Origin of the sequence: Mycobacterium sp. 852002-10029_SCH5224772, from assembly GCF_001667315.1 — a bacterium.
Lineage (GTDB): Bacteria > Actinomycetota > Actinomycetes > Mycobacteriales > Mycobacteriaceae > Mycobacterium.
The window spans coordinates 111890-133512 of the sequence record NZ_LZHT01000005.1; the positions used below are offsets into that span (position 1 = coordinate 111890).

The 21623-nt window shown below is 65.0% G+C and carries 22 protein-coding genes; 8 read left to right on the forward strand and 14 right to left on the reverse strand.

Translation table 11 applies throughout. The features are described from left to right. Nucleotides 1–38: 38 nt before the first annotated feature. The 8 genes from A5775_RS01105 to A5775_RS01140 are packed head-to-tail and all read right to left on the reverse strand — an operon-like array spanning nt 39 to nt 7688. Entirely contained in the window at nt 39–791 is a 753-nt protein-coding gene (locus tag A5775_RS01105; RefSeq protein WP_067246012.1) for an SDR family NAD(P)-dependent oxidoreductase, read from the reverse strand. Then, nucleotides 788–1276 (reverse strand): SDR family oxidoreductase, encoded by a 489-nt coding sequence (locus tag A5775_RS01110; RefSeq protein WP_067246015.1) that lies wholly within the window; start codon nt 1274–1276, stop codon nt 788–790. The genes A5775_RS01105 and A5775_RS01110 overlap by 4 nt, the downstream gene beginning before the upstream one ends. Further along, on the reverse strand, nt 1273–2733 hold the full coding sequence (locus A5775_RS01115) for a class I adenylate-forming enzyme family protein (protein WP_067246018.1): 1461 nt from the start codon (nt 2731–2733) through the stop codon (nt 1273–1275). The genes A5775_RS01110 and A5775_RS01115 overlap by 4 nt, the downstream gene beginning before the upstream one ends. After that, nucleotides 2730–3530: an enoyl-CoA hydratase/isomerase family protein gene (locus tag A5775_RS01120; RefSeq protein ID WP_067246021.1), complete on the reverse strand. Its 801-nt coding sequence runs from the start codon at nt 3528–3530 to the stop codon at nt 2730–2732. The genes A5775_RS01115 and A5775_RS01120 overlap by 4 nt, the downstream gene beginning before the upstream one ends. Then, nucleotides 3527–4342, reverse strand: coding sequence for an enoyl-CoA hydratase/isomerase family protein (locus A5775_RS01125; RefSeq protein WP_067246024.1), 816 nt, complete (start codon nt 4340–4342; stop codon nt 3527–3529). The genes A5775_RS01120 and A5775_RS01125 overlap by 4 nt, the downstream gene beginning before the upstream one ends. Beyond that, on the reverse strand, nt 4339–5598 hold the full coding sequence (locus A5775_RS01130) for an acyl-CoA dehydrogenase family protein (protein WP_067246334.1): 1260 nt from the start codon (nt 5596–5598) through the stop codon (nt 4339–4341). The genes A5775_RS01125 and A5775_RS01130 overlap by 4 nt, the downstream gene beginning before the upstream one ends. Before the next feature lie 28 nt (nt 5599–5626). Then, nucleotides 5627–6433, reverse strand: coding sequence for an enoyl-CoA hydratase/isomerase family protein (locus A5775_RS01135; RefSeq protein ID WP_067246028.1), 807 nt, complete (start codon nt 6431–6433; stop codon nt 5627–5629). Nucleotides 6434–6437: 4 nt separating this feature from the next. Further along, nucleotides 6438–7688: a hypothetical protein gene (locus A5775_RS01140; protein ID WP_067246031.1), complete on the reverse strand. Its 1251-nt coding sequence runs from the start codon at nt 7686–7688 to the stop codon at nt 6438–6440. Nucleotides 7689–7777: 89 nt separating this feature from the next. Here A5775_RS01140 and A5775_RS01145 point away from each other — a divergent pair, with 89 nt between their 5' ends. After that, the gene (locus tag A5775_RS01145) at nt 7778–8611 is read left to right on the forward strand and encodes an enoyl-CoA hydratase/isomerase family protein (protein WP_067246034.1); all 834 of its coding nucleotides are present in this window, start codon (nt 7778–7780) and stop codon (nt 8609–8611) included. Between the two features lie 9 nt (nt 8612–8620). On the opposite strand, the gene A5775_RS01150 is transcribed toward A5775_RS01145, so the two are convergent. Further along, nucleotides 8621–9487 carry an SDR family NAD(P)-dependent oxidoreductase gene (locus A5775_RS01150; RefSeq protein WP_067246037.1) on the reverse strand — a complete coding sequence of 289 codons (867 nt, stop codon included), beginning with the start codon at nt 9485–9487 and terminating at the stop codon, nt 8621–8623. A 106-nt stretch (nt 9488–9593) separates the two neighbouring features. Here A5775_RS01150 and A5775_RS01155 point away from each other — a divergent pair, with 106 nt between their 5' ends. Continuing rightward, a complete protein-coding gene (locus A5775_RS01155) occupies nt 9594–11117 on the forward strand; it encodes a class I adenylate-forming enzyme family protein (protein ID WP_082952831.1) in 1524 nt (507 codons plus the stop codon). Between the two features lie 20 nt (nt 11118–11137). On the opposite strand, the gene A5775_RS01160 is transcribed toward A5775_RS01155, so the two are convergent. Both A5775_RS01160 and A5775_RS01165 read right to left on the reverse strand, forming a co-directional pair. Beyond that, nucleotides 11138–11542: a Zn-ribbon domain-containing OB-fold protein gene (locus A5775_RS01160; protein WP_067246043.1), complete on the reverse strand. Its 405-nt coding sequence runs from the start codon at nt 11540–11542 to the stop codon at nt 11138–11140. Further along, entirely contained in the window at nt 11542–12687 is a 1146-nt protein-coding gene (locus tag A5775_RS01165) for an acetyl-CoA acetyltransferase (protein WP_067246046.1), read from the reverse strand. The genes A5775_RS01160 and A5775_RS01165 overlap by 1 nt, the downstream gene beginning before the upstream one ends. An 89-nt stretch (nt 12688–12776) precedes the next feature. Between A5775_RS01165 and A5775_RS01170 the strand changes: the two genes are divergently transcribed. Genes A5775_RS01170 through A5775_RS01185 form a run of 4 tightly spaced genes read left to right on the forward strand, consistent with a single transcriptional unit; the run spans nt 12777 to nt 16709 of the window. Beyond that, entirely contained in the window at nt 12777–13568 is a 792-nt protein-coding gene (locus A5775_RS01170; protein ID WP_067246050.1) for an HpcH/HpaI aldolase/citrate lyase family protein, read from the forward strand. A gap of 48 nt (nt 13569–13616) precedes the next feature. Continuing rightward, nucleotides 13617–14732: a TauD/TfdA family dioxygenase gene (locus A5775_RS01175; protein ID WP_067246054.1), complete on the forward strand. Its 1116-nt coding sequence runs from the start codon at nt 13617–13619 to the stop codon at nt 14730–14732. A gap of 28 nt (nt 14733–14760) precedes the next feature. Further along, nucleotides 14761–15840 (forward strand): hydroxyacid dehydrogenase, encoded by a 1080-nt coding sequence (locus A5775_RS01180; RefSeq protein WP_067246057.1) that lies wholly within the window; start codon nt 14761–14763, stop codon nt 15838–15840. 44 nt (nt 15841–15884) lie between these two features. After that, the gene (locus A5775_RS01185; protein ID WP_067246060.1) at nt 15885–16709 is read left to right on the forward strand and encodes an enoyl-CoA hydratase/isomerase family protein; all 825 of its coding nucleotides are present in this window, start codon (nt 15885–15887) and stop codon (nt 16707–16709) included. 25 nt (nt 16710–16734) lie between these two features. On the opposite strand, the gene A5775_RS01190 is transcribed toward A5775_RS01185, so the two are convergent. Then, complete coding sequence (locus A5775_RS01190) at nt 16735–17922, reverse strand: amidohydrolase family protein (RefSeq protein ID WP_067246063.1); 1188 nt, start codon at nt 17920–17922, stop codon at nt 16735–16737. Nucleotides 17923–18151: 229 nt separating this feature from the next. On the opposite strand from A5775_RS01190, the gene A5775_RS01195 reads away from it, so the two are divergent. Then, the gene (locus A5775_RS01195) at nt 18152–18949 is read left to right on the forward strand and encodes a TetR/AcrR family transcriptional regulator (protein ID WP_067246068.1); all 798 of its coding nucleotides are present in this window, start codon (nt 18152–18154) and stop codon (nt 18947–18949) included. Here A5775_RS01195 and A5775_RS01200 read toward each other — a convergent pair. Continuing rightward, a complete protein-coding gene (locus A5775_RS01200) occupies nt 18938–20098 on the reverse strand; it encodes an acyl-CoA dehydrogenase family protein (protein WP_067246071.1) in 1161 nt (386 codons plus the stop codon). The two genes, A5775_RS01195 and A5775_RS01200, sit on opposite strands and share 12 nt — an antisense overlap. 107 nt (nt 20099–20205) lie before the next feature. Here A5775_RS01200 and A5775_RS01205 point away from each other — a divergent pair, with 107 nt between their 5' ends. Next, complete coding sequence (locus A5775_RS01205) at nt 20206–21222, forward strand: acyl-CoA dehydrogenase family protein (RefSeq protein ID WP_067246074.1); 1017 nt, start codon at nt 20206–20208, stop codon at nt 21220–21222. On the opposite strand, the gene A5775_RS01210 is transcribed toward A5775_RS01205, so the two are convergent. After that, the gene (locus A5775_RS01210) at nt 21204–21617 is read right to left on the reverse strand and encodes a PaaI family thioesterase (RefSeq protein ID WP_067246079.1); all 414 of its coding nucleotides are present in this window, start codon (nt 21615–21617) and stop codon (nt 21204–21206) included. The genes A5775_RS01205 and A5775_RS01210 overlap by 19 nt on opposite strands. Nucleotides 21618–21623: the final 6 nt, after the last annotated feature.

The following is a 21623-nucleotide window of genomic DNA, read 5'->3' on the forward strand; positions in this document are numbered from 1 at the left end:
TCAAGATAGCAAACGTTTGTATCTGTCGGTGACCGGGCTTAGAGGTTCATGAAATGGCCACCGTCGACGGCAAGGGTCTGTCCGGTGACGTACCGGGCCGCCGGGCCGACCAGGAACGCCACGGCGGACCCGATATCGCGCTCGGGGTCGCCGATTCGTCCCAGTGGCACCCGCCGTGACAGGCGTTCCTCCATTGCCGGTTCGGCCTCGATCGCCGCGGTCATCGCGGGCGAATAGGCCAGCGGCGAAACCACATTGACGGTGATGCCGTGGGGCGCCCAGTCGCGGGCCAGGCTCTTGGCGAATCCACGAAGAGCGCCTTTCATCGTTGCGTAGAGGGGGAGTGTCGCGCTGCCCTCGATACCCGCAGGCGACGTCATGACCAGGAAGGTGCCGCCGTGCCGTTTCAGTGCGGCGAATGCCGCGGCGGCGCAGTGCCGAGCACCGCGCACCGACACGGAGACGTGCTCCTCCCACAGTGCGCGGTCGACCTCCTCGAGCCGATGCGGCTGACTGGATCTGTTGCTCGTGGCGTTGTGCACGATGGCGTCGAGTCGTCCCGTTGCGGCGACGGCGACAGCGACAGCGTCGACGACCTCGTCCGGCGCCGTGACATCGCAGCGCGCCCAGAGCGCAGCCTGACCTCGCGCGGAGATTTCGTCGGCGACACCGGTGTCGGAGCGGGATGCGACGACGACATGCGCACCGTCTGCGGCCAATGCCATCGCGATGCCGCGGCCCACGCCGGCTCCCGCGCCGGTCACCAGGACCGTATGCCCGTCGAGACTCATGGCAACATTACCGATCCACCGTCGACGACGATTGTTTCGCCGGTCACGTGCTCGATGTCGGGACGAAGCAGAAACATTGCGGTCTCGACGATCGACTGAATCAACCTTTCGTCGCCCTGCACCGCGGCGACGGTCAGATGCGACGCGTCGACCTGGGTCGCGAACAGACGTGCGGGCGCCGCGATGATGTTGACTCCGATCGCTGCTGAGCCCCATTGCCGCGCAGCGGATTTGGCCATCGCTCGGATACCTTCGATAGCGGTCGTGTAGGGCACCGCGCCAGCCGCGCCCGCCATGCCGACCGTGGACAGGACCAGCACGATCCGTCCGCCCCGCAGCCGCATCGACCGCCATGCGGTCTGCAGCGCAACCAGTGCCCGCCACATCGTCTCGTCGGCCTCGACCGCCGTTATGACGACGGCGTCCCCGATCTCATCCAGCGCCATCGAGAGCGCCGGCGCCGGGTCGAGGACGATGATGGTCATGCGCCCGCCAGCGCAGCCAGCTCGCGCTTCACCACCTTGCCGACGTCGTTACGCGGCAGCTGTTCGATGAACACGATGCGCACCGGAACGCGGTAGGGCGTCAGGCGCTCTCGGCACCACGACACGAGACCGTCCTCGGAGACCGAGTCATCGCCTTTGACCACGAACGCCCACGGCACCTCGCCAAGCCGCTCGTCGGGAACACCCACCACAGCGGCTTCGCGCACCCCCTCGGCCGCGACCAGCACATCCTCCACAGTGCCGGGAAACACCTTGAGACCACCCCGATTGATCATGTCCGATACTCGGCCGTCGAGCCAGAGGAAGCCGTCGTCGTCGAGCCAGCCCAGATCGCCCGTGTGGAACCAGCCGTCGTCGGTGAGCCGGTCCAAAAAGGCTGGATCGATTTTGCGCGCGGAAGTCGTCGGCGTGCGGACCATCACCTCGTCGTCGGCAATCGTGACGTCGATGCCGGGCAGCGGCCTGCCGACTGAACCCAGTTTGGTCTCACCCCATTCGCGGGCGTCGGCCGCCGACCAGCCCACCACCTCGCCCCCGAGTTCGGTCTGGCCATAGGAGTTCAGCACGATCACTCCGAACTTCTCCCGGAACCGGCCCGCCTGAACGGGTGAGAGGGGAGCGGTGATCGACCGTACGATCTTCAACGGCGAGAGGTCCGTAACCGAATCGTCGTGCAGGACCATGGTGAGCGCGGCGGGTGGCAGCACAGTGGAGCGAAGCTGGTGGCGCTTGACCAGCGCGGCGAAATCCGACGGCGAGAACCGGTCCATCAGTACGACGCCAGAGCCGGCCCGGAACGCGAACAGCACCTGGTAGATACCGGCCCACAGTGACAACGACAACGGCACAAGGTTGGGCATCGGCGGGCGCTTCGGCTTATCTGTGGCAGCTTTCGTGCCGCGGAGTTTGACCAGCAGCCGGTCGATCAGGTCGAGCACCGTGGTGTGACGAAGCGGCACCGGCTTTGGCGCACCCGTAGTGCCCGACGTGAACTGCAGTAGGGCCACGTCGGCGTCGTACTGGCGCGGGTCGGCGGGTTTGCGCGTGCCGGCGGTTATCGCCCACGTCAGGTCCTTGCCCCGAAGCACGGGCAACCCGAATATCGTGAAGCGTTCGGCCAGTTCGGGAGTCGTGATGATGGCGACGGGACGCAGGGTCTCGAGCTGGCTGACGATTTCGGCATCGGCCGCCCTGGGGTTCAGCGGTGTGTACACGCCACCGGCGCGCCACGTGCCGAACAGTGCGGCGACGGTGGTCGCGTCGTTGGGCAGCATCGCCGCGACCACCTGACCGGTCGCCAGCCCGTTATCGGCGAGCAGCGTGCCGAGTAGCTCGGCACTGGCCGCCAGGTCGTGGCGCGACACTTGGCTGTCCGAGGCTCCGACCACGTTCACCGCGACCTCGGGCAGGCCGTCCAGCAGCTCCACGAGACTCACGAATCAGCCTCGAGCGGTGCCCAATTGGGAGTTCGCTTGTCCGCGAAGGCAAGGGGGCCCTCGTTTTGGTCCGGGTGTCCCCACATCGACGTCAGCTGCTTCGCACCCTCGCGGCACGCATCGGTAAGGCCGTATTCGAGTGCGCCCCATAGCGCCCGCTTGGTGGCGCGCATCGCCGCGGGCGAGTTCTTCGCGATCTTCTCGGCGAGCTCCTGGGCGACCTCACGCAGCCTGTCCGGTGGGTCGACGACCTGACTGATCATGCCGAGCTCGTAGGCACGCTGGGCGCTGATACGTTCGTGGCTGCCCACCAACGCCATCCGCAGCACAGCCTCGGCGGGCATCTTGCGCATCAGCGCGATGGTCTCCAAAGCACTGACCTGGCCGATGGATACGTGGGGATCGACGAAACTTGCATCCGATGACGCGATGACGATATCGGCGTCGGCCACCCAGTGCAATCCGCCGCCGGCACAAATACCATTGACGGCAGTGATGACCGGCTTCTCGACGTTGCAGTGCCAGGCGCTCAACTTCAGATCCAATGTGCGCATGGTCTCCTGGAATTGCAGCACCGCCTCGCCGTCGAGCTCCTCGACATCGGCTCCGACCTGAAACGCCCGACCGTTGCCGGTGTGCACGATGACGCGGACGTCGGGATCGGCGTTCAATTCCGCCCAGGCCCTGGGGAATTCCCCACGCATCACGACGTCGTAGGCGTTGAGACGGTCCGGCCGGTCGTTGATGATCCAACCGACGGGACCGCGCCGTTCGACGATGAGTCTCTGGTATGTCATGACACCTCCGCTGCGCCCGCCAGCGGTTGCCACCGCGGGACGCGCTTCTCGCGCCACGCTCGGGCCCCTTCTGCGTGGTCGGGGTGGTTGCGCAGCCGCCAGATCTCGCCGGCGGCGTCATTGCGCGCCTGCGTCATGCCAACCTCTAACGAATGCCACAACGCCTTCTTGGTGGCTCGCATCGCGGTTGGCGAATTCGTGGTGATCGCGGTTGCGAGCCGCCCCGCAGCTGCGCGCAGCTGGTCGGCGGGTACCACCTCGGACAGAATCCCCAACTCGTAGGCACGCTGCGCCGACAGGCGTTCACCCTTGCCGCTCAGCGTCATTCGAAGGACCGCCTCCATCGGCGACTTGCGCAGCAGCGTGATGGCCTCGTAGGCGACTGCCTGACCGATCGACACGTGGGGATCAACGAACGACGCGCCGTCGGCCGCGATCACGATGTCGGCGTCGGCCACCAGATGCAGACCGCCACCCGCGCACACCCCGTTGACCGCGGCGATCACCGGCTTCCAGACGTCGCAGTGCCAGGACGAGATCTTCAGTTCAGCGTCTCTGGTTCGGCGGGAGTGTCGTCGCATGGCCTCCTTGTCCCGCGCGACTTGGACTACATCCATTCCGGTGCAGAATGCCTTGCCGTTGGCGGCGTTGACGATCACCCGGACGTCGGGATCGGCATCGAGTTCGGCCCATGCGGATTCGAGTTCGTCGAGCATCTTGGCGTCGAAGGCGTTGCCCGCGTCGGGCCTGTTGAGGATCAGCCAGCCGATCCCGCCGGACCTGGACACGTTCAAGCGCTCGTAGACCCTCATGAGCGGGGAATATCCTTCCAGGGCTTGCCTTTCCAGGGGTCAGGCTCCTTGGGCAGACCGAGGACACGCTCGCCGAGGATGTTCTTGTTGATGTCGGTGGTGCCACCCTCGGTCCCGTTGGCGAGGCTGCGCATCATCCCCTGGACATCCCGGGGCAGCACGTCCGGATCGTCGGTGACGGGCCACGCGATCGCTTCCGTTCCCAGTAGATCGACCATGAGGTCCTGGATCTGCTGGTTTAGCGTGGCCTGGTGCACCTTTCCGATCGAGGAGGCCGCTCCCGGCGACTGACCGGCGGACAAAGCCGCGCGTACCCGGGCGTTCGTCCATCCCCGGATCTGCTCCTGTGCCCAAAGATGCATAACCTTGTTCCGGATGACGGGATCGGCCCACCGCCCGGTTTCCTTCGCCAGAGTGATCAGGCGTTCGGAACTGGAGCCTCCCAGGCGACCCATGCCTCCCGAGCCGGATCCCGAAACCATCTGCCGCTCACTGGACAACGTCGATGCGCTGACGCGCCACCCGTCATTGACCTCGCCGACGCGATGGGCGTCGGGCACCCGCGCTCCGTCGAGGAAGACCTCATTGAATTCGGCCTCACCGGTGATCTGGCGCAGCGGGCGCACCTCGACGCCCGGCTGGTGCATGTCAAGGAGGAAGTACGTGATGCCTTTGTGTTTGGGCTGTTGGGGATCCGTTCGCGCCAGCAGGATCGCGAAATCGGCCTCATCGGCCCACGTGGTCCAGACTTTCTGGCCGGAGATCACCCAGTCTGCGTCTTCTCCTGAGCCTTCTCGTACGGCCCTGGTGGCGAGTGATGCGAGATCCGAGCCCGCGCCCGGCTCGCTGAACAACTGGCACCACTTCTCCTCGTTTCGCACGATCGGCGGGAGAAAACGTCGACGTTGCTCCTCTGTCCCGTGACTGAACAGCGCGGCGGCGGCGTTGTTGAGCCCCAATGGGTTGAGCCGCGAAAGGCGCAGCGGCGACAGTACGCCCTCGATGGCGCGCGCAACGTCGTTGCGGACGCCGAGGCCACCGTGGTCGGGGAGCCAGGTAGGCGCCACCAGACCCGTCCGAGCGAACTTCGGGTACCACCGTCGGTAGTCGGCCGGGGTGCGCACCGCCCGTAGCGCCGCGGGCCCCTCGGCCGCGGCGGAGCGCCATGCGGCAGGAACCTCGGCGTCAATCCATTGCCGCACTATCGCGATTGCATCGTCGACCGGCGTGTCCTGGGTGATCGGTAGTTGTGTCATGATCTTGTTCAACGTCTTCAGAAATTTCTCAACGGCCCGTGAATTCTGCGTGGCGTTTGTCGCGGAAGGCCGCCAGGCCCTCCTTGAAATCCTCACTCCGGCTGGATAGTTCGAGCGCCAGCGCCTCGTTCTGAAGATGGCGGTCAAGGTCGAGTCCGTTGCCGCTGTGCAACAGCCACTTGGCGAGACCGAGTGAAACCGTGGGCGCTTCGCCGAGCTGTATGACGAGTTGCTCTGCGACCGAGGTCAATTCATCGGTAACGCAGGCGCCATGGATGATGCCCCAGTCAGCCGCGGTGGCTCCGGTGATCTCGTGACCCAGCATCAGCAGCTGTCTGGTGCGTACCAATCCGATGAGCCTTGGCAGTAACCAGGCCGCGCCGCTGTCGGGGGTGAAGCCGCGCGCCATGAAGGGTTCCCAGAACCGGGCGTCGTCGGCGGCGACGCAGAAGTCTGATGCCAGCGCAATGTGGAAGCCCAGTCCGATCGCCCAACCACGGACCACGGCGACGATGGGCACCTGCGTCTCCAACATCAACGGGATCAGCCGATTGGCCTTGTTCGGCAGGCGTCGCTGTGTGCTGCCCACGCGCGGTTTTCGTTCGGATTTTGCGTTATTAGCGATCAGGTCCGCGCCCGCGCAGAAGTTCGGACCGTTGGCGTCGATCCGGATGACCCGTACCGATTCGTCGATACCGGCGTCGGCCAGATGGCCGATCATCGCGTCGAGCATGACGTCATTGACGGCATTACGGTGGTCGGCGCGGTCGAGAGTCAGCCGCAGGATCGGGCCCTGCTGTTCGGCCAGAAGGCCAGGAACGCTGCGGTAACTCATGTGCTCAGCGCTCGGCGAACTGTTCCGTGACGGCGGTCAGCAGATCGCTCAGGTTGGCCGCACCGCCCGGCGGATCGGGCAGGCGCACGGGTCCTCGGTCGCGGCTGGGCAACAAGATGGTGGCGTGTCCCGGCGCGGTGACCTGGCCGCGGTGGTTGGTCGCCGCGAGCTCGAGATCGACAGCGGGCCGTGCGCCGTCAGCGAGGTACTTGCGGACCACGGTGCCGGTGACGGTATGGACGTCGCCGACGTAGTTGAACAGACGAAACTCGCAATCGAGCTTCCACAGCCAGGCGTCGTCACCCATCCAGTCCGTGCACAAGTGGATCAGCCACGTCTCGCGCATGCGGCCATAGTCGAACGTCGTGGGATTTCCCGCGTTGCGCGCGGCGTCGGGCTCCCAGTGCACCCGCTGCTGGGCATCGGGGACTCCGTATTCGTTTGGTGTATAGAAACGGGGAATGCGCTGCCGGTTGCGCCACGCCAATCTCAGCGGCCGCACGCCGTACATGCCGGTGCCCATGCCGACGTGCCAGCACACCATGTCGGTAACCGTCAGCGGACCCTTCGTCAGCGACCCGATCTGGTCGCCCTCGCTGACGTCCTCCCACCACCGCGGGTCGGCGCCGCGCGGACTTTCGCGCGCATAGCGTTCGTCGAGCGCGGCGATCTCGTCGGCGGTCCAGGTCTTGAGCTCAACTGTGTCGTATTTCTTTCGCCCGCGCGCCTTGCTGCGCTCGGTGCGAATCATGTTGCGGTACTGGCCGCCCAGCATCGTGCCCTCGTCGTCGCGAAATACTTGGGCGGACCACTCGTGGATGGCGCGGTCGGCAAACTCGCTGCTCTTGTCGAGCGCGGCCACCAGGGCGTTGCGTCTGAACACGCGGTGGTTTGCGCGCAGCGGAGCCCACCATTCCCGAGCCGATGAGGCGTAGAAGGCGTGTACCCCGCGCAGGGGGTCGCCCTTGGTCAGCGCGCGGTCCTCGTCCGAGAGGGTTGTGACCTCGTCCTCTCCGATCAGCGTGTCGCCGCCGACGAGGGCGGGTGGGGCTACAGACTCTCCCCATACAGACTTCGCGGCGTATTCCGGGTCCACCCATAACGGGTTGGCGTCACCGTAGCTTTCGGCGACGTGACGAAACGTGTCTTCGTTGGGACGGTAGTAGTGCGGCGGTTGGGCGTGCGGGACGGCGATGCCGATGGTAGCCCGCAACCTGGCCAATCCCTCATCGGTGATCAGGCCGGTCTGCCCCATCGGATTGCCTCCTCGTTGTGGCCCGCGTCGTAGCCCGGACAAGGTGGAAATTAAGATACCCGAAAAACGGAAACGCCGTTAACGCAGGGGTGAACGAGATGTCAGACGAAGCATCCGGAATCGTGTATGCGATCGGCGCTGACGGCGTCGCGCGGGTGACAATAGATCGCCAGGAAGCGGGAAACTCGTTGTCGCCGTTAGCGCGTGACGCGCTCACCGAGGCCTTCGCGCAAGCCAATGACGACGCCGCCGTCCGCTCGGTGCTCTTGAGCGCCAGCGGAAATCGGCACTTCTGCGCCGGGGCCGGACTGGCACCGCAGCCGGCGGACACGAGGGGCGTGGTCGGGCCCGTGCAGAAGCGCCCAGGCGACATCGCGCGGATGCTTCAGCAGGGCTGGCAGCGGCTGGTCGCATCCATTCTCGACTGTGACAAGCCGGTGGTCGCGGCGGTCAAGGGCACCGCCGCCGGGGCCGGCGCGAGTCTGGTTCTGGCGTGCGATCTGGTCGTCATGTCAACGGAGGCAAGGCTTATCGAGGCGTTTGTGCAACGCGGGATCCTGCCGGATTCCGGTGCGATCCACCTTTTGACGAGGATCGTGGGCCTGCGCAAGGCGACCGAACTGTTGATGCTCGGTGAGCCGGTCGATGCGGCCGCGTGTGAAAGGCTCGGCCTGGTCAACCGCGTGACCGCTCCGGACGACACCGACGCGGTCGCCGAGGAACTCGCGGGACGCTTGGCGGCGGGGCCGACGGTGATGCTGACGCTGACCAAGCGGCTGCTCTCGGTGTCGTCGGAATCGGATCGGCACCGCGCGTTCGAGCAGGAGGCCTGGGCGCAGGAGGTGGTGTCGCGCACGGCGGACCTGCAAGAAGGCCTTGCGTCCTTCGCGGAACGGCGAAAGCCCAAGTTTCTTGGTCGTTGACCTCGCGCGTCAGCCTGCGGTCGGTCCGCCGCGAATGGTGAACGTGGCGCTGTCATCGATCTCGTCGATCGACGATGCCACCGACTCCGCGGTCAGCGCCGTGTCCTCGACTCCCTTGGTGACACCGATGAACACCCGTGACACTTTCCCCGCGCCGACAGAGTAGATGTGTGCGGTGCGGTCGCAGGACCGATGAGACAAATAGATCACCACGGGGGTGACGAGTTCGGGATGCATGGCCTTACCGGCATCGCCCATGATGTTCTCAGTCATTCGGGTCCGCGCGATGGGGGCGATGGCATTGACGGCGATGCCGTTGCGGGCGCCTTCGATAGCGAGAACATGCATCATGCCGACCAGGCCCATCTTCGCGGCGCCGTAGTTGGCCTGACCAAAATTTCCGAAAAGTCCCGTGCCCGACGTTGTTTGAACGATTCTGCCGTAATTTCGTTCCCGCATGATCGGCCACACCGCCCGAGTGACGTTGAACGCGCCGGACAGGTGCACGGCAATGACGGCGTCGACCTGCTCGGCGGTCATGTTCTTGAACGCGGCGTCGCGCAGAATCCCCGCGTTGTTCACCAGCACATCGACCTGGCCGAAGGCGTCCATCGCGGCCGCCACGATCGCCGCGCCGCCCTCCTCGGTGGCCACCGAGTCGCCGTTGGCGATCGCGGTGCCTCCGGCCGCGGTGATCTCGTCGACCACGGCTTGGGCCGCCGACGTCGACGCACCGCTGCCGTCCACCGAACTGCCCAGGTCGTTGACCACGACCCGGGCGCCGCGCCGGGCGAGCTCGAGCGCATGGCAGCGACCGAGTCCGCCGCCGGCCCCCGTGACGATGGCTACCTGGTTGTCGAAAGTCATTGCATGCATGGGGAGAGGTTACATTTACCTAATCGAGAACAGTCATTTGCATCGAAGGAGACCCATGACTGGCCCGACCGAGTTGTTACGGCGTGCGCGCCGGCGAGCCGAAAAAATGCGGCCCCGCTACCGCGCGGCCGGTTTCTGGACGGCGGAGCCGATCGACGTCGTGCGATCCACCGCGGAGCGGCATGCGACTCGGCTCGCCGTAGCGGATCGAGGCACCAAACTGACCTACGGAGAACTGGACCGGCGCATCGATTCGGCCGCTCAGGCGATGGTCGACGCCGGTGTTGCTCCGGGCGCGGCGGTCGTCCTGGTAGTCGGTAACGACGCGGACTCGGTGGTGGCGGTCCACGCGGCGCTACGAGTCGATGCGGTGGTGCTGCTCGTGCCCCGCAGTGCCGGGGTCACGCAGCTCGCCGACATCCTCACCCGCACGGGTGCACGATTCGGTGCAGCGCCGAAGTGGGCGAAGGTCACCGAGCCGGAACTGTCCGGGCGTTGCCGTTGGATCGAACTCGGTGAGGACGACCGAGGGGGCGCCGCCATGCCCGCGCGGTCGGTGCGGTCAGCCGATGAGCCGTGCTTTGTGCTCTACACCTCGGGGACGACCTCTCGGCCCAAGGGCGTGATCCACTCGCTGAGCACGTTGACGAAGGCGTCGGCGAATTACATCGCGGCCGCGGGCCTCGATTCGGGCGACCGGATCTTGTTGATCAGTCCGCTCGCGTCGGTCACCGGGGTCCTGCAAGCCCTGTTCATAGGCCCGATGCTGGCAATACCGGTGATTCTCGAAGATCGCTGGGACCCTGGGGCAACGTGCGACCTCCTGGTCACGTCGGGCGCAACCTGGTACGGCGGCCCGGACCGGCTGTTGGACCGGATGCTCGACGAGGCCGTGGCGCGCGACGCCGTGGTCCCGCTACGCGCGGTGTATCTGGGCGGCACGATGCTGGATCGGCGGATCGTCGAACGCATCGAAGACGATTTCGGCATCGTCGTCATGCGCGCCTACGGGTCCTCCGAGATCCCGGTCAGCACGTCCGGGTTGCGGACCGAATCCCGAGACATACGCCATGCCGACGACGGGGTGGCGCTCGGCGAGGTGGACGTGCGGGTCGGGTCCGCGACCGAACCCACCGAATGCTGCATCAAGGGCCCACACGCTTTTCTCGGTTACACCGATGCCGAGGATGACGACCTCGCGTTCGAGGGCGAGTGGTTCCGCACCGGCGATGTGGCAGACGTCGTCGACGGCCGGGTACGGATCATCGGGCGGATCAAGGACATCGTGATTCGCAACGGGCTGAAGATCCCGGCCGCCGAAGTGGAGGACGCCGTCGCGAGGATGGGTGGGATCCGCGAGTGTGCCGCCTACTCCGTCCCCGACGCCACCACCGGTGAGCGACTGGCCATGGCAGTCGTGCTCGAACCCGGCATCCAGATCTCGCTCGCGGACGTCGCCCGGGCTCTGGTCTCGGAAGGACTGCCGAAATACAAGCTGCCCGAAGAGCTTGTGTTCTGGGACGAGCCGCTTCCCGTCAACGCCAACGGCAAGGTCGACCGCACCAAACTCGATGCGCGCTCGGTTGGGCGCCAGCGGATGCTCGCCGACCGTCTCGCCACTACCGGCTAAGAGGTTCTTCCGCCCGGAGCCTAGCCGCTAGCAGGCTGGGAAACCGGCACGACGAATCCGTCCTCGTCGTCGCGAAAGGCGATCACCAACTCCATGTCGGCGCACAAATCTTCGACGCGGCAATTCTCCACGACCGTCATCAGCCGCGGTCCCTCCTCGAGGTCCACCATCGCCAGCACGTACGGCGTGCGCGCGTCAAAAGGGGCGGTATTCTGGTGGACGACGCTCCACGTGTAGAGCCGCGCGCGACCCGCGGCCTGTGTCAGAACGACGTCCTCACCCCAACAATGCGGACAGAACGGCCGGGGGTACAACGACATCTGTCCGCAGGATCGGCAGGCGTTCACCATCAGCCGGCGGTCCTGCGTGGCCGACCACCACGCTTGGCCGTCGGCGTCGATCGTGGGCCGATCAGGAGCCGTCATTACTGCCTCCCGAGAATCATTGTGGCGCTGTGGGTGAAGAAACCACCCATCGCGTGGACGCATGCCAGCCCAGCCTCCCTGACCTGGCGCTGTCCGCATTCGCCGCGCAGCTGCCTCACCGCCTCCACCATGAGGAACATTCCTCGCATACCGGGGTGACACGAGGCCAGGCCGCCCCCATCGGTGTTGGTCGGAAGCGCCCCGCCTGGGCGAAGCGCTCCGGACTCTATGAAGGGCCCCCCTTCGCCCTTGGCGCAGAAACCGAGGTCCTCCACGGTCAGCAGGACGGTGGACGTAAAGGAGTCGTAGAGCTGGCACACGTCGATGTCGGCCGGGCTGACGCCCGCCCGCGCGAACGCCGGTGGCCCCGAGCGTGCCGCCGCCGATGTCGTGAAATCGGGCCATTGGCTCATGCTTACGTGCGATGTTGCGTCCGACGTGCCGAGAATCCAAACCGGTTCCTTCGCGCAACCCCTGGCCACGCGCTCGCTGGCAAGCACGACGGCACCGCCACCATCGGTGCGCAGGCATACGTGCTTGGAGGTGAACGGGTCGGCCAACATCGGCGCGGCCGCGACGTCCGCCACGCTGATGCGTTCTCGCTCAAAGGCGTTGTCGTTCATGGCCGCCCATTCGTGGGCCGCGACGGCGACTTCGGCCAGTTGATCGACGGTGGTGCCGAATTCGATCATGTGGCGCCTCGCCGCCATGGCGTACTTGGCAATCAACGTGGCGCCGTAGGGCGCCTCGTACTGGAGTGCGCCGCCGGTCCCCATCGCGGCAGCTGACGCGCGCGCCCGTCGCTTGACATCGGAGCGTGCGGTCGATGCGTAGGTCAACAGAGCGACCTCGATTTCCCCGGCCGCGATTGCGGCGGCGGCATGCCCGGCCATTACTTCCCACGAGGATCCGCCGACATTGGTTGCATCCACCCAGGTAGGTCGTAGACCGAGGTACTCGCTGACTTCGACGGGGGGAAGCAACGTTCCGTGCCCGCCGAAACCGTCGATGTCCTCCTTCGTGAGCCCGGCATCCGCGACCGCCCGCCGCGACGACTGGGCCATCAACGCCATGGCGGTCTTGTCGGGGACCCGGCCGCAGTCGGACAGGGCTACCCCCACGATGGCGACGCGGTTCGATGGCATAGCTAATGGTTATCACATCGACGTCGCGGCTGATAATGGCCGTTGACGATATTATGGAAACGTGATTCTCGGTCCGCTACCGTGAGCGTATGACGACAGCGCTGCGGGACGCGTTGCGGGGAGAGGCGCTGGTGCTGTGTCTGGCGCTGCTCAACTCCCGCACCCCTGACATTCCCGCGGTTGCGGCCGCATGCGGGTACGACGCCGTGTACGTCGATCTCGAGCACACATCTACGTCTTTGGATACTGCGCAGATGCTTTGCATGAGCGCGCTCGGCGCGGGAATTTCCGGCCTGGTGCGGGTGCCGTCTCACGATCCCAGTGTCATCGCAAGGGTGTTGGATGGTGGTGCAGTGGGAATCATTGTGCCGCACATTAATTCGAAGGAAGAGGCCGAACGGATCGTTCAGGCTGCCCGGTTTCCGCCGATCGGCAATCGGTCCATCTCGGGTCCCAATGCGGTCAGTGGATACGCGCCCCGAGGGGCGGCGGAATTGGTGGGGCTGCTCGAACGCCGCACGGTCGTGGCCGTGATGATCGAGACTCCGGAGGCGGTCGAAGTATCCGACTCCATCGCCTCGGTCGACGGCATCGACATGATCCTCATCGGACCGAGCGATCTGACCGCCGAAATGGGCATCCACGGACAGTATGAGAATGAGCATTTCCACCGTGCAGTAGAATCAGTCGCGGCGGCTTGTCGTAGTCACGGTGTGGCGCTCGGCATCGCCGGAATAAAGTCAGTTGACCTGCTGAATCGATTCGTGGAACTGGGATTGCGATTCATCTCGGCGGGCACTGACATCGGGATGATGACCGAGGCGGCCACAATGCGTGCACAGGCGCTTCGCGGACTGCAGGCCCGCCGCGATGACCAGTGAAGAACACACCGAGTAGCCGAAGCGACGCCAACACAACAGGAGGACCGGATGCCGACAGCCATCTACACCGAACGTGTCACCGACCCAATGGCGTGGACCGGCGCGGACTTCGCGAGTAAGGAAGACTTCGCCTTCGATCTGTCCGCTCGCAATGTGGCTGCGCTGGAATCGATCCTGACCAAGACCGCGAATAAAGGCCGGGACGACATCACGCCAGAGGACGCTCGGCACCCAGACCTCGATGGCGATCTGGCACGGCTCTATCAGGATCTGATGTTCGGTAAGGGACTCGCTTGCGTGCGCGGCTTTCCGGTCGAGCAGCATTCGATTGAGGACCTCGAACGCATCTACTGGGCGTTCTGCACGCATCTCGGCTATCTGGTGTCGAACAACTCCTTTGGCCACCGCATGGTGCGCGTTCAGGAAGAGATCCTGCCCGGCGGAGTGCAACCCGCCCGCGGCACGAAGTCTCGCGCCGAACTGGCGATGCACAATGACGCCGCCGACATTCTGTCCCTGCTGTGCGTCTATCCGGCGGCCCAGGGCGGCGAAAGCCAGTTCGCCAGCGGCCCCGCCGCGCACAACCGAATCCTGGCCGAACGCCCCGACCTACTCGACGTGCTCTATCAAGGCTTTCCGCACCACCGACGCAGCGAACAGCCTGATGACCAGCCCGACGTCACCCCCTACGACGTCCCGGTCTTTTCCCAGATCAACGGGCGAATCTGCATCAATTTCACCTATAGCAGCATCTTGCCGGCCATGAAGACCCTCGGCCGCGAATTCACCCCGAAGCAAGAAGAGGCCATCGAGTTGCTCCGCAACATCCTCGTCGAGCAGCAGGTCGAATTCCGTTTGGAATCCGGGGAAGCGGCCGTGGCCAACAACTTCGCGATGTGCCACTCCCGGTCGGACTTCGTCAGCAGCAATGACCCCAAGAAGGCCCGCTGCTTCCTACGCGCATGGATGGAGGTCCCGCGCCAAGATCGTCGGCTGCCGATCGGTCGTGAGTACTTCCACATGGAAAACAAGGATCTGCGGCTCGGATACGACGTGGTACCCGGCCGCGACGGTACGATCGCGCGCAACGACTACCGCAACGTCGACACCGCGCTGGCCGACATGTTCAAGGCGGCACAGGCCAAACCCAAGGCTCGGCCGTGACGACGGGTGTGAAAGGCGCACAAGGGAGATGACCGATGCGCCACGACCACGGTTGGTCGTCGAGCGGTGGACCGACCCCGCGGCGGGCGCCGTCCTGGAACTGTCCGACATCGACATCGTCAAACTCGATCTGACTGCACCTGCCGAATCAGGTTGGACGGCGCTCGAGTCCGCGCATGGGTATCAGGTCGCCACGCGAACCGATGTTGCTTCCGTCCCCGACGGTGCACAGTGGCTGGCCGGGGAGGCATTGATCGCGCGCTGCCCGTCGCTGCTCGCCGTCTGTTCGGCCGGAGCCGGATATGACGTCATCGATGTCGAAGCGTGCACCCGCGCAGGGGTGGCGGTCTGCAACAACTCCGGGCCAGGAGCCGAGGCGGTGGCCGAGCACGCCCTGGGATTCATGCTCGACCTCGCCAAGAAGATCACCGTCTCCGACCGGGTATTGCGGAGCGGCCCACTCGGCGATCGGCTCGCCTTGCGGGGAAGTCAGCTGCTTGGCAAGACGCTCGGCGTCGTTGGGCTCGGTGCCATCGGAGGTCGCCTCGTTGAGTTGTGCGCGCCGTTCGGCATGGAGGTGCTGGTCTTCGATCCGTATCTCGACGAGGCGACCGCGCAGTCCCGCGGGGTGCGGCTGGTCACGCTCGGCGAGCTGGCTGAGCGTTCAGATTTCGTGCAAGTGACCTGCCCTCTCACCAGGGAGACGCAGGGGCTCATCGGCAGAGCCCAGTTCGCCGCGATGAAACCGACCGCCTTCTTCATCACCACCGCGCGGGGGCCCGTCCATGACGAGGAGGCACTGCTCGACGCGCTGGTCAGCGGTGGAATCGCTGGTGCGGGCCTCGATGTGTTCCACGAGGAGCCGCCCCGGCGGGACAACCCGCTGTTAGAGCTCGACAACGTCGTTGCAACGCCGCACACCGCCGGCATCACGGTGGAGGCCGCGCGGGACATCGCGGTCGCGACCGCCACTCAGTGGCGGACGATCTTCGAAGGCCACATGCCGCCTCGTTTGCTGAACCCGGATGTCTGGCCTCGCTACTGCGACAGATTCCACGACATCCTTGGCATTCACCCGACCGCCGGCGCCACCGCAGCAGCCCAGTGAAAACGACTACTCCACAACGAGTTTAAGAGAAGGGCCCACAATAGGTGACTCAATACCACACCATCGATGTCGAGGTCAGGGGTCATACCGCCTGTGTGACCCTCAACCGTCCCGAGGTGCTCAACGCGATCAACGACGAGATGATCGCCGAGCTGGCCGTCGCCTATGCGGAAATCGAACGCTCACAAGATATCTGGACAGTGATCATCACGGGTGCCGGCCGTGCGCTGTGCGTCGGAGCGGATGTCAACAAGGCTGCCGACCACGACATGGAGAACGCGGCGGGGATCGACAACCAGGGCGAGCCCATCCTCAGCTCGATGCGGCAATGGGATGCACCGCAGGAGGCGACGCCGCCGTGGCTTCAGATGACTAAGCCGATTATCTGCGCGGTGAACGGCATCGCCTGCGGGGCGGGAATGGACCTCGTGACCACCGCGGACATCACCATCGCATCCGAGCGCGCGACGTTGATGGACCCGCACGTCAGCATCGGCGTGACGTCCGGGCGTGAAGGGGTCAGGCTCGCCCGCATACTTCCGCTGCCCGTGGCGATGCGGCTGATCTTGATGGGTAAACACGAAAAGCTTGACGCGCAGCGCGCTTATGACTTGGGCGTCTTCACCGAGGTGGTCGCGCACGATGCGCTCATGGCACGCGCCTGGGAGATCGCCGACGTGGTGAATTCGAATGCGCCGCTGGCGGTACGCGGTTCACGAATGGCCGTGCGCAAGGGGCTGACGATGCCCATCTACGAGGCAGAGTTGCTCGCCGAGAATTACCGGATGAAGGTGGCCCTGACGAAGGACGCCATCGAGGGGCCGCGCGCCTTCCTCGAGAAGCGCAAACCGGACTGGAAAGCCCGGTAGGCACTGTAGCCCTTGGGCCGGCGCGCTACCCCATCCCGAAGAAGTTCTTCGCGTTGGTGGACAGCACCTTTCGCTTGGTTTCCTCGTCCAGACCCTCCGTCGCCTTGTTGGCGACCTCGAGACTCCGCGGCCAGTTTGTGTCGTTGTGTGGGTAGTCGGTCTCGAACATGAGCTGATCCGGCCCGACCAGATCCAGGATGCGGAACGCGACCGGATCGCCGAAGGTGGAGAACCAGACCCGGCCGGGAACCTGGCTGCTCGGCGGCTCGGTCAGCAGCGGGTGAATGCCGCCCCACGCGCGCCGGTCTTCCCAGACCTCGTCGACGCGCTGCAGGTAGTAGGGGATCCAACCCGCTTGCGCCTCGGCGAACGCGAGCTTGAGGTCGGGGAACTGCATGAGCTTGCCGGAGAACAGCCAGTCGACCAGGGCGATAGTGCAATTGACCGCCATCAGCGCGCTCGTCACGACATGCGGAGAGTCGGGCGAGGACTTGGTGAGCGAAGAACTCGACCCGATGTGCAGCATGATCCCCACCTGGTTTCGCTCGCATGCGGCGAAGAACGGGTCCCAATAGCCGCTGTGAATGGACGGCAGATCCAGACGAGCCGGCAGCTCGGAGAAGCACACGGCGTGCATGCCACGGGCGGCCACCCGTTCGACCTCCTTGACGGCGAGTTCGACGTCCCAGAGCGGAATGATGCCCAGCGGGATCAGCCGACCGTTCGAGCTCCCACCCCACTCGTCGATCTGGAAGTCGTTATAGGCCTCGACGCAGAGCTGCGCGAGCTCTTTGTCCTTGCCGTAGAGGAAGCGTTGACCGCAGAAACGGACGAGGGTATTGGGGAAACACGCCGAGGCCTCGATGCCGGCAACGTCCATGTCCGCGAGCCGATCCGCCGGACGGAAGCAGCCGGGGCGCATCTCGTCGTAGGTGATTGGGTCGGTGGTGAGTTCGTCGATTTCGTAGCCGGCGGCCGCGCTGATGAGGGGGATCGGGATGACGGCGTCCTCGTAGTGCCAGATGTCCGCGTCACGGCCGTCGTCGTCCTCGACAAACGCGACGTCGGAGGTGACGGACGGATCCATGCGCCCGCGAGTGCGAACGATCCGCGGTCCGATGTCTCGATAGCGCTCGGGCAGCCGGCTGGTCCACAGATCGGCCGGCTCCACCAGATGGTCGTCCGGCGAGACGATAAGGATATCTGCGCTCAACGCTGCACTCCTTCGGGAACGGCCCGTGGCTTCAATCCGCGGCACACTGATACGGAAATGAGAACGACCGTTTCCACGGTACCGCATGACATCCTATCGACGCGCCACGGGCAAGCGTTAACAAGCGACGACAAGGCGAGGGAATCAGTCCTTACGCGTAGTGATAATCAACATACACGTGTAGGTAGATCGCACATTTTCCGCGCCGAACGCGTATTCTTGCCGCATTATGCCTACGAAGAAGCCCGCCGGTCCCGACTTCGAACCCGGCTTGGAATTGGTCGATACGGACGTCGAACTGCCCGGCACGTGGCAGCAACGCACGATCGAGCGGCGGCTGAGCACCGCCAGAGCGCGTGCCCTCGCGCGTAGTTCGCGGTTTCTGGCCACCGCGCTCGAATTGGTAGAAGAGTCAGGTAAAGCCGACTTCACGATCCAGACGCTCATCGACAGATCGAATCTGAGCCTCCGGGCGTTCTACCAACACTTTGCCGGCAAAGAAGAATTGATGTTGGCGCTCTATGAGAACGTCACGAGTCAGTTCACCGAGAACATCCGTCAGGAGGTCGCTGCGGCCGACGGTCCGATGGAGCAACTCGAGGCCTTCTGCCGGGGCGTGCTGTCGCGCGCGGAGTCGTCGGAAGCCGTCGGCGGCCGGGTCATGACGATCTACAACCTGAGCTTGGAGATCGAGCGACCGGACGACTTCGCCAAGGTGTGGGAGCCTCACTTGAAGCTCTTGACGAAGATCATCACCTCGTGTGCTCGGGCCGGCCTGGTGCGCACCGACCTGACCCCCGCGCAGCTGACCACGTTGCTGAACACGACGCTCACCGCGCTCGCCCAGATCGGTGTTTTTCATCTGGGCGGCAAAAGTTCCAAGCTGACCGAGGACCAACTGTGGGCGTGGTGTAAGCAAGCGGTCACGCCGCTTGCCCCGGATGCCAAGGCCAAGCGTGCGCGCAAGGCGTCTCCGCCTGCGGCATCCGCCAGCCGGGCCGGACGGCCAAAGAAACTAACGGGGTAGGCCGAGCCCGCGCTGGGCAATGATGGTGCGCTGAACCTCGCTGGTACCCGCATAGATCGTGGTGCCCAACGAGAACCGTAGTGAGTGGTCGAACCGACCGCGCTCGGGAGCGGTCGGTTCGAGGTAGCTGCGTAAGCCGTCGGCGCCGACGAGTTCGACCACGTCCTGGCTGGCACGTTCGAGTGCCTCGGTGCTGAATACCTTGGACATCGGTCCCTCGGCCACCGGTATGTCGCCCTGTTCGAGCATCCACACACATCGTCGCTGCAACAGCATCGACACCTCGATCTCCATTGCGACGCGGGCCAACCGGCGCCGGACATCGGTTTTCGCGATGGGTGGCGAGCCGTCGTCGGCTTGACCGGTGGTGGCCCAGTGCTCCGCATGGTCCAGCAACCGGATCAGGTGCGGGCCCCAACCGGATGCGTGCTCGTCCTGCAACGACAGGCCGAGCACCTGCCATCCGCCATCGACTTCGCCAATTCGCCATTCGTCGCCGATGCGGACATCGCTGTAGAAGGTGATGTTGGTGCGTTCTCCCGAAAGGGTCCACACGGCTTGTGCCGCAAAGCCATCGGAGTCACACGGCACCAGAAACATGGTCAGTCCCTGGTGTTTGGGTTTGTCCGGATTGGTGCGCGCGAGTAGGAACACAAAGTCGGCGATGTGACCGTTGGTGGTGAACATCTTGGAGCCGTTGATCACCCAGTCGTCACCGTCGCGCACGGCTTTGGTGGCGGCAGCCGCGACGTCCGACCCACACTCGGGTTCGGTGAAGCCGAGGGCGATGGTGATCTCGCCGTTGATCGCACCGGCCAGGATGCGCTCCTTCAACGCCGGGGTGCCGATTTCGCGGATGATCGACGCCACCATCCTGGTCGTTTCGGAGAGGTACACCGGCGCGTCAAAACGCATCAGTTCCTCTTTGACGACCTGGTCCTCCCATGCGTTGCGGTTTTGTCCGCCTAACTCGACGGGCCAGGCCGGGGCAAAATAGCCCTTGTCAACTAGGCTTTTGGCGAATTCGTCGTCGTGTGCGACGCCGCTACGGTAAATGCGTTCCTCGAATTCGGGAGTCAACACGTCCTGAAGGTGGGCGCGGATCGCGTCCCGGTAGGTCGCCGTATCCGCATCGAGCTGAAAATGCATGTATGCACGCCAATCTGTTCGTCGCACACGGCCCCGGGCGGTGGGGCCGGTAATGCTAATCTCGTTTTTGAGAGTAACCATATCCGCACGTGATAGGGACGATATTTGTGGACCTGAGCCTAACGGGCGAACAGAGACAGTTGGTGGATTCGTTCGCCGCGCTGTTTGCGCGTGAGTCGACCTCCGAGCGAGTCCGGGCAGCTGAGCCTTCGGGCTTCGATCCCAAGCTATGGAACGCACTGCAGGAGACCGGGGCAGTGCAGATGGCGGTCGGTGAGGCGGCCGGCGGATGGGGCGCCGCCGAACTGGAACTCGCGCTGATTGCCGAACAGTTCGGCCGCGCAGTTGCGTCCGCGCCGATCATCGAAGCACAGGTGGCCGCGCGATTGCTGGCCGAGTCCGGCGAGGCGGGCGCCGGGCTGCTAAGCGCGGTCCTCGCGGGTGACCAACTGGTCACCTTCGCGCCGCGCGCCGCACGCGGTAGCCAGCTGGAGTTGGTGCCCGGCGGGGCCGTGGCAGACCATGTTATTGCCCTGGCTGAGGGACGACTGGTGGTGGTGCCGATCGGGAAGAACCGCACGGCGGTGGGAAATCTTGCGTCAATGCCGCTGGCGGACATCACAATTGAAAATGAGCACATTGTGCTCGCCGACGGTGAACAGGCACGCGACCGGTTCAACGGCGCTCTCGATTTATGGCTCGCGCTGACGGCAGTCGCGTTGGCGGGTGCGGCCAAGAAGGCCGTGGAAATCGGCGTCGACTACGCCAAGCAACGTCACGCCTTCGGAAGCGCGATCGGTACCTTCCAAGCGGTCTCTCACCCGCTGGCCGACAGTGCCACCGCCGCCGATGGGGCGCGGCTGCTCGGGCTGGAGGCGGCGTGCGCATTTACCGACGAGCCCGATCGTGTTCGAGAATTGGCTGCGATGGCTTTCGCATTCGCTTACGAGACGGCGCGCGACGCCACGCGGCGAAGCCTGCACATCCACGGCGGATACGGCTTCGGGATGGAAGGCGACATCCAGCTGTACTACCGCCGGGTGCGGGGCTGGGCAATGGTTTTCGGCGATCCCGCGGCCGCATTGGATCGCGTAGCGGATGCCCGCTACGGTGCCGCCGGCTGAGCGGGATCACGTGGCGCAAGGATCGCGAAGCTCAGTGTCGCTCGCGCCGCGAGACGGTCGCGACCGACATCGAACACGTCCACCGCGACAACGATCATCCGCTTTCCCGCGCGCACCAGTGTGGCCTTCGCGCGCGCGGGGCCCTCGACGATCGGTGCCAGGAAATGAATGGACATGTCCGCGGTGCCAGCGCCGGCGCCCTCACCCGCGTACTTGACCGCCAGCCGGCCCCCGGCCACATCGATGAGCGTGGCAACCAACCCACCCTGCAGCGCGCCGCGATTGTTGGTCAGGTCTTCTCTGTTCTGCAGATTCACGACCACGGTGTCATCGGTGTCGACCACGTCGTGAAACGGCAACTGGCCGAACAGGTGGCCGGGGATGGTGACCTGCATGGGTTT

Bases quoted from the DNA above. Each gene is read 5' to 3' on its own strand.
- A5775_RS01105 (WP_067246012.1), bottom strand. From the start codon at position 791: ATGAGTCTCGACGGGCATACGGTCCTGGTGACCGGCGCGGGAGCCGGC.
- A5775_RS01110 (WP_067246015.1), bottom strand. From the start codon at position 1,276: ATGACCATCATCGTCCTCGACCCGGCGCCGGCGCTCTCGATGGCGCTG.
- A5775_RS01120 (WP_067246021.1), bottom strand. From the start codon at position 3,530: ATGACATACCAGAGACTCATCGTCGAACGGCGCGGTCCCGTCGGTTGG.
- A5775_RS01125 (WP_067246024.1), bottom strand. From the start codon at position 4,342: ATGAGGGTCTACGAGCGCTTGAACGTGTCCAGGTCCGGCGGGATCGGC.
- A5775_RS01130 (WP_067246334.1), bottom strand. From the start codon at position 5,598: ATGACACAACTACCGATCACCCAGGACACGCCGGTCGACGATGCAATC.
- A5775_RS01135 (WP_067246028.1), bottom strand. From the start codon at position 6,433: ATGAGTTACCGCAGCGTTCCTGGCCTTCTGGCCGAACAGCAGGGCCCG.
- A5775_RS01140 (WP_067246031.1), bottom strand. From the start codon at position 7,688: ATGGGGCAGACCGGCCTGATCACCGATGAGGGATTGGCCAGGTTGCGG.
- A5775_RS01150 (WP_067246037.1), bottom strand. From the start codon at position 9,487: ATGCATGCAATGACTTTCGACAACCAGGTAGCCATCGTCACGGGGGCC.
- A5775_RS01155 (WP_082952831.1), top strand. From the start codon at position 9,594: ATGCGGCCCCGCTACCGCGCGGCCGGTTTCTGGACGGCGGAGCCGATC.
- A5775_RS01160 (WP_067246043.1), bottom strand. From the start codon at position 11,542: ATGACGGCTCCTGATCGGCCCACGATCGACGCCGACGGCCAAGCGTGG.
- A5775_RS01165 (WP_067246046.1), bottom strand. From the start codon at position 12,687: ATGCCATCGAACCGCGTCGCCATCGTGGGGGTAGCCCTGTCCGACTGC.
- A5775_RS01170 (WP_067246050.1), top strand. From the start codon at position 12,777: ATGACGACAGCGCTGCGGGACGCGTTGCGGGGAGAGGCGCTGGTGCTG.
- A5775_RS01175 (WP_067246054.1), top strand. From the start codon at position 13,617: ATGCCGACAGCCATCTACACCGAACGTGTCACCGACCCAATGGCGTGG.
- A5775_RS01180 (WP_067246057.1), top strand. From the start codon at position 14,761: ATGACCGATGCGCCACGACCACGGTTGGTCGTCGAGCGGTGGACCGAC.
- A5775_RS01195 (WP_067246068.1), top strand. From the start codon at position 18,152: ATGCCTACGAAGAAGCCCGCCGGTCCCGACTTCGAACCCGGCTTGGAA.
- A5775_RS01200 (WP_067246071.1), bottom strand. From the start codon at position 20,098: ATGCATTTTCAGCTCGATGCGGATACGGCGACCTACCGGGACGCGATC.
- A5775_RS01210 (WP_067246079.1), bottom strand. From the start codon at position 21,617: ATGCAGGTCACCATCCCCGGCCACCTGTTCGGCCAGTTGCCGTTTCAC.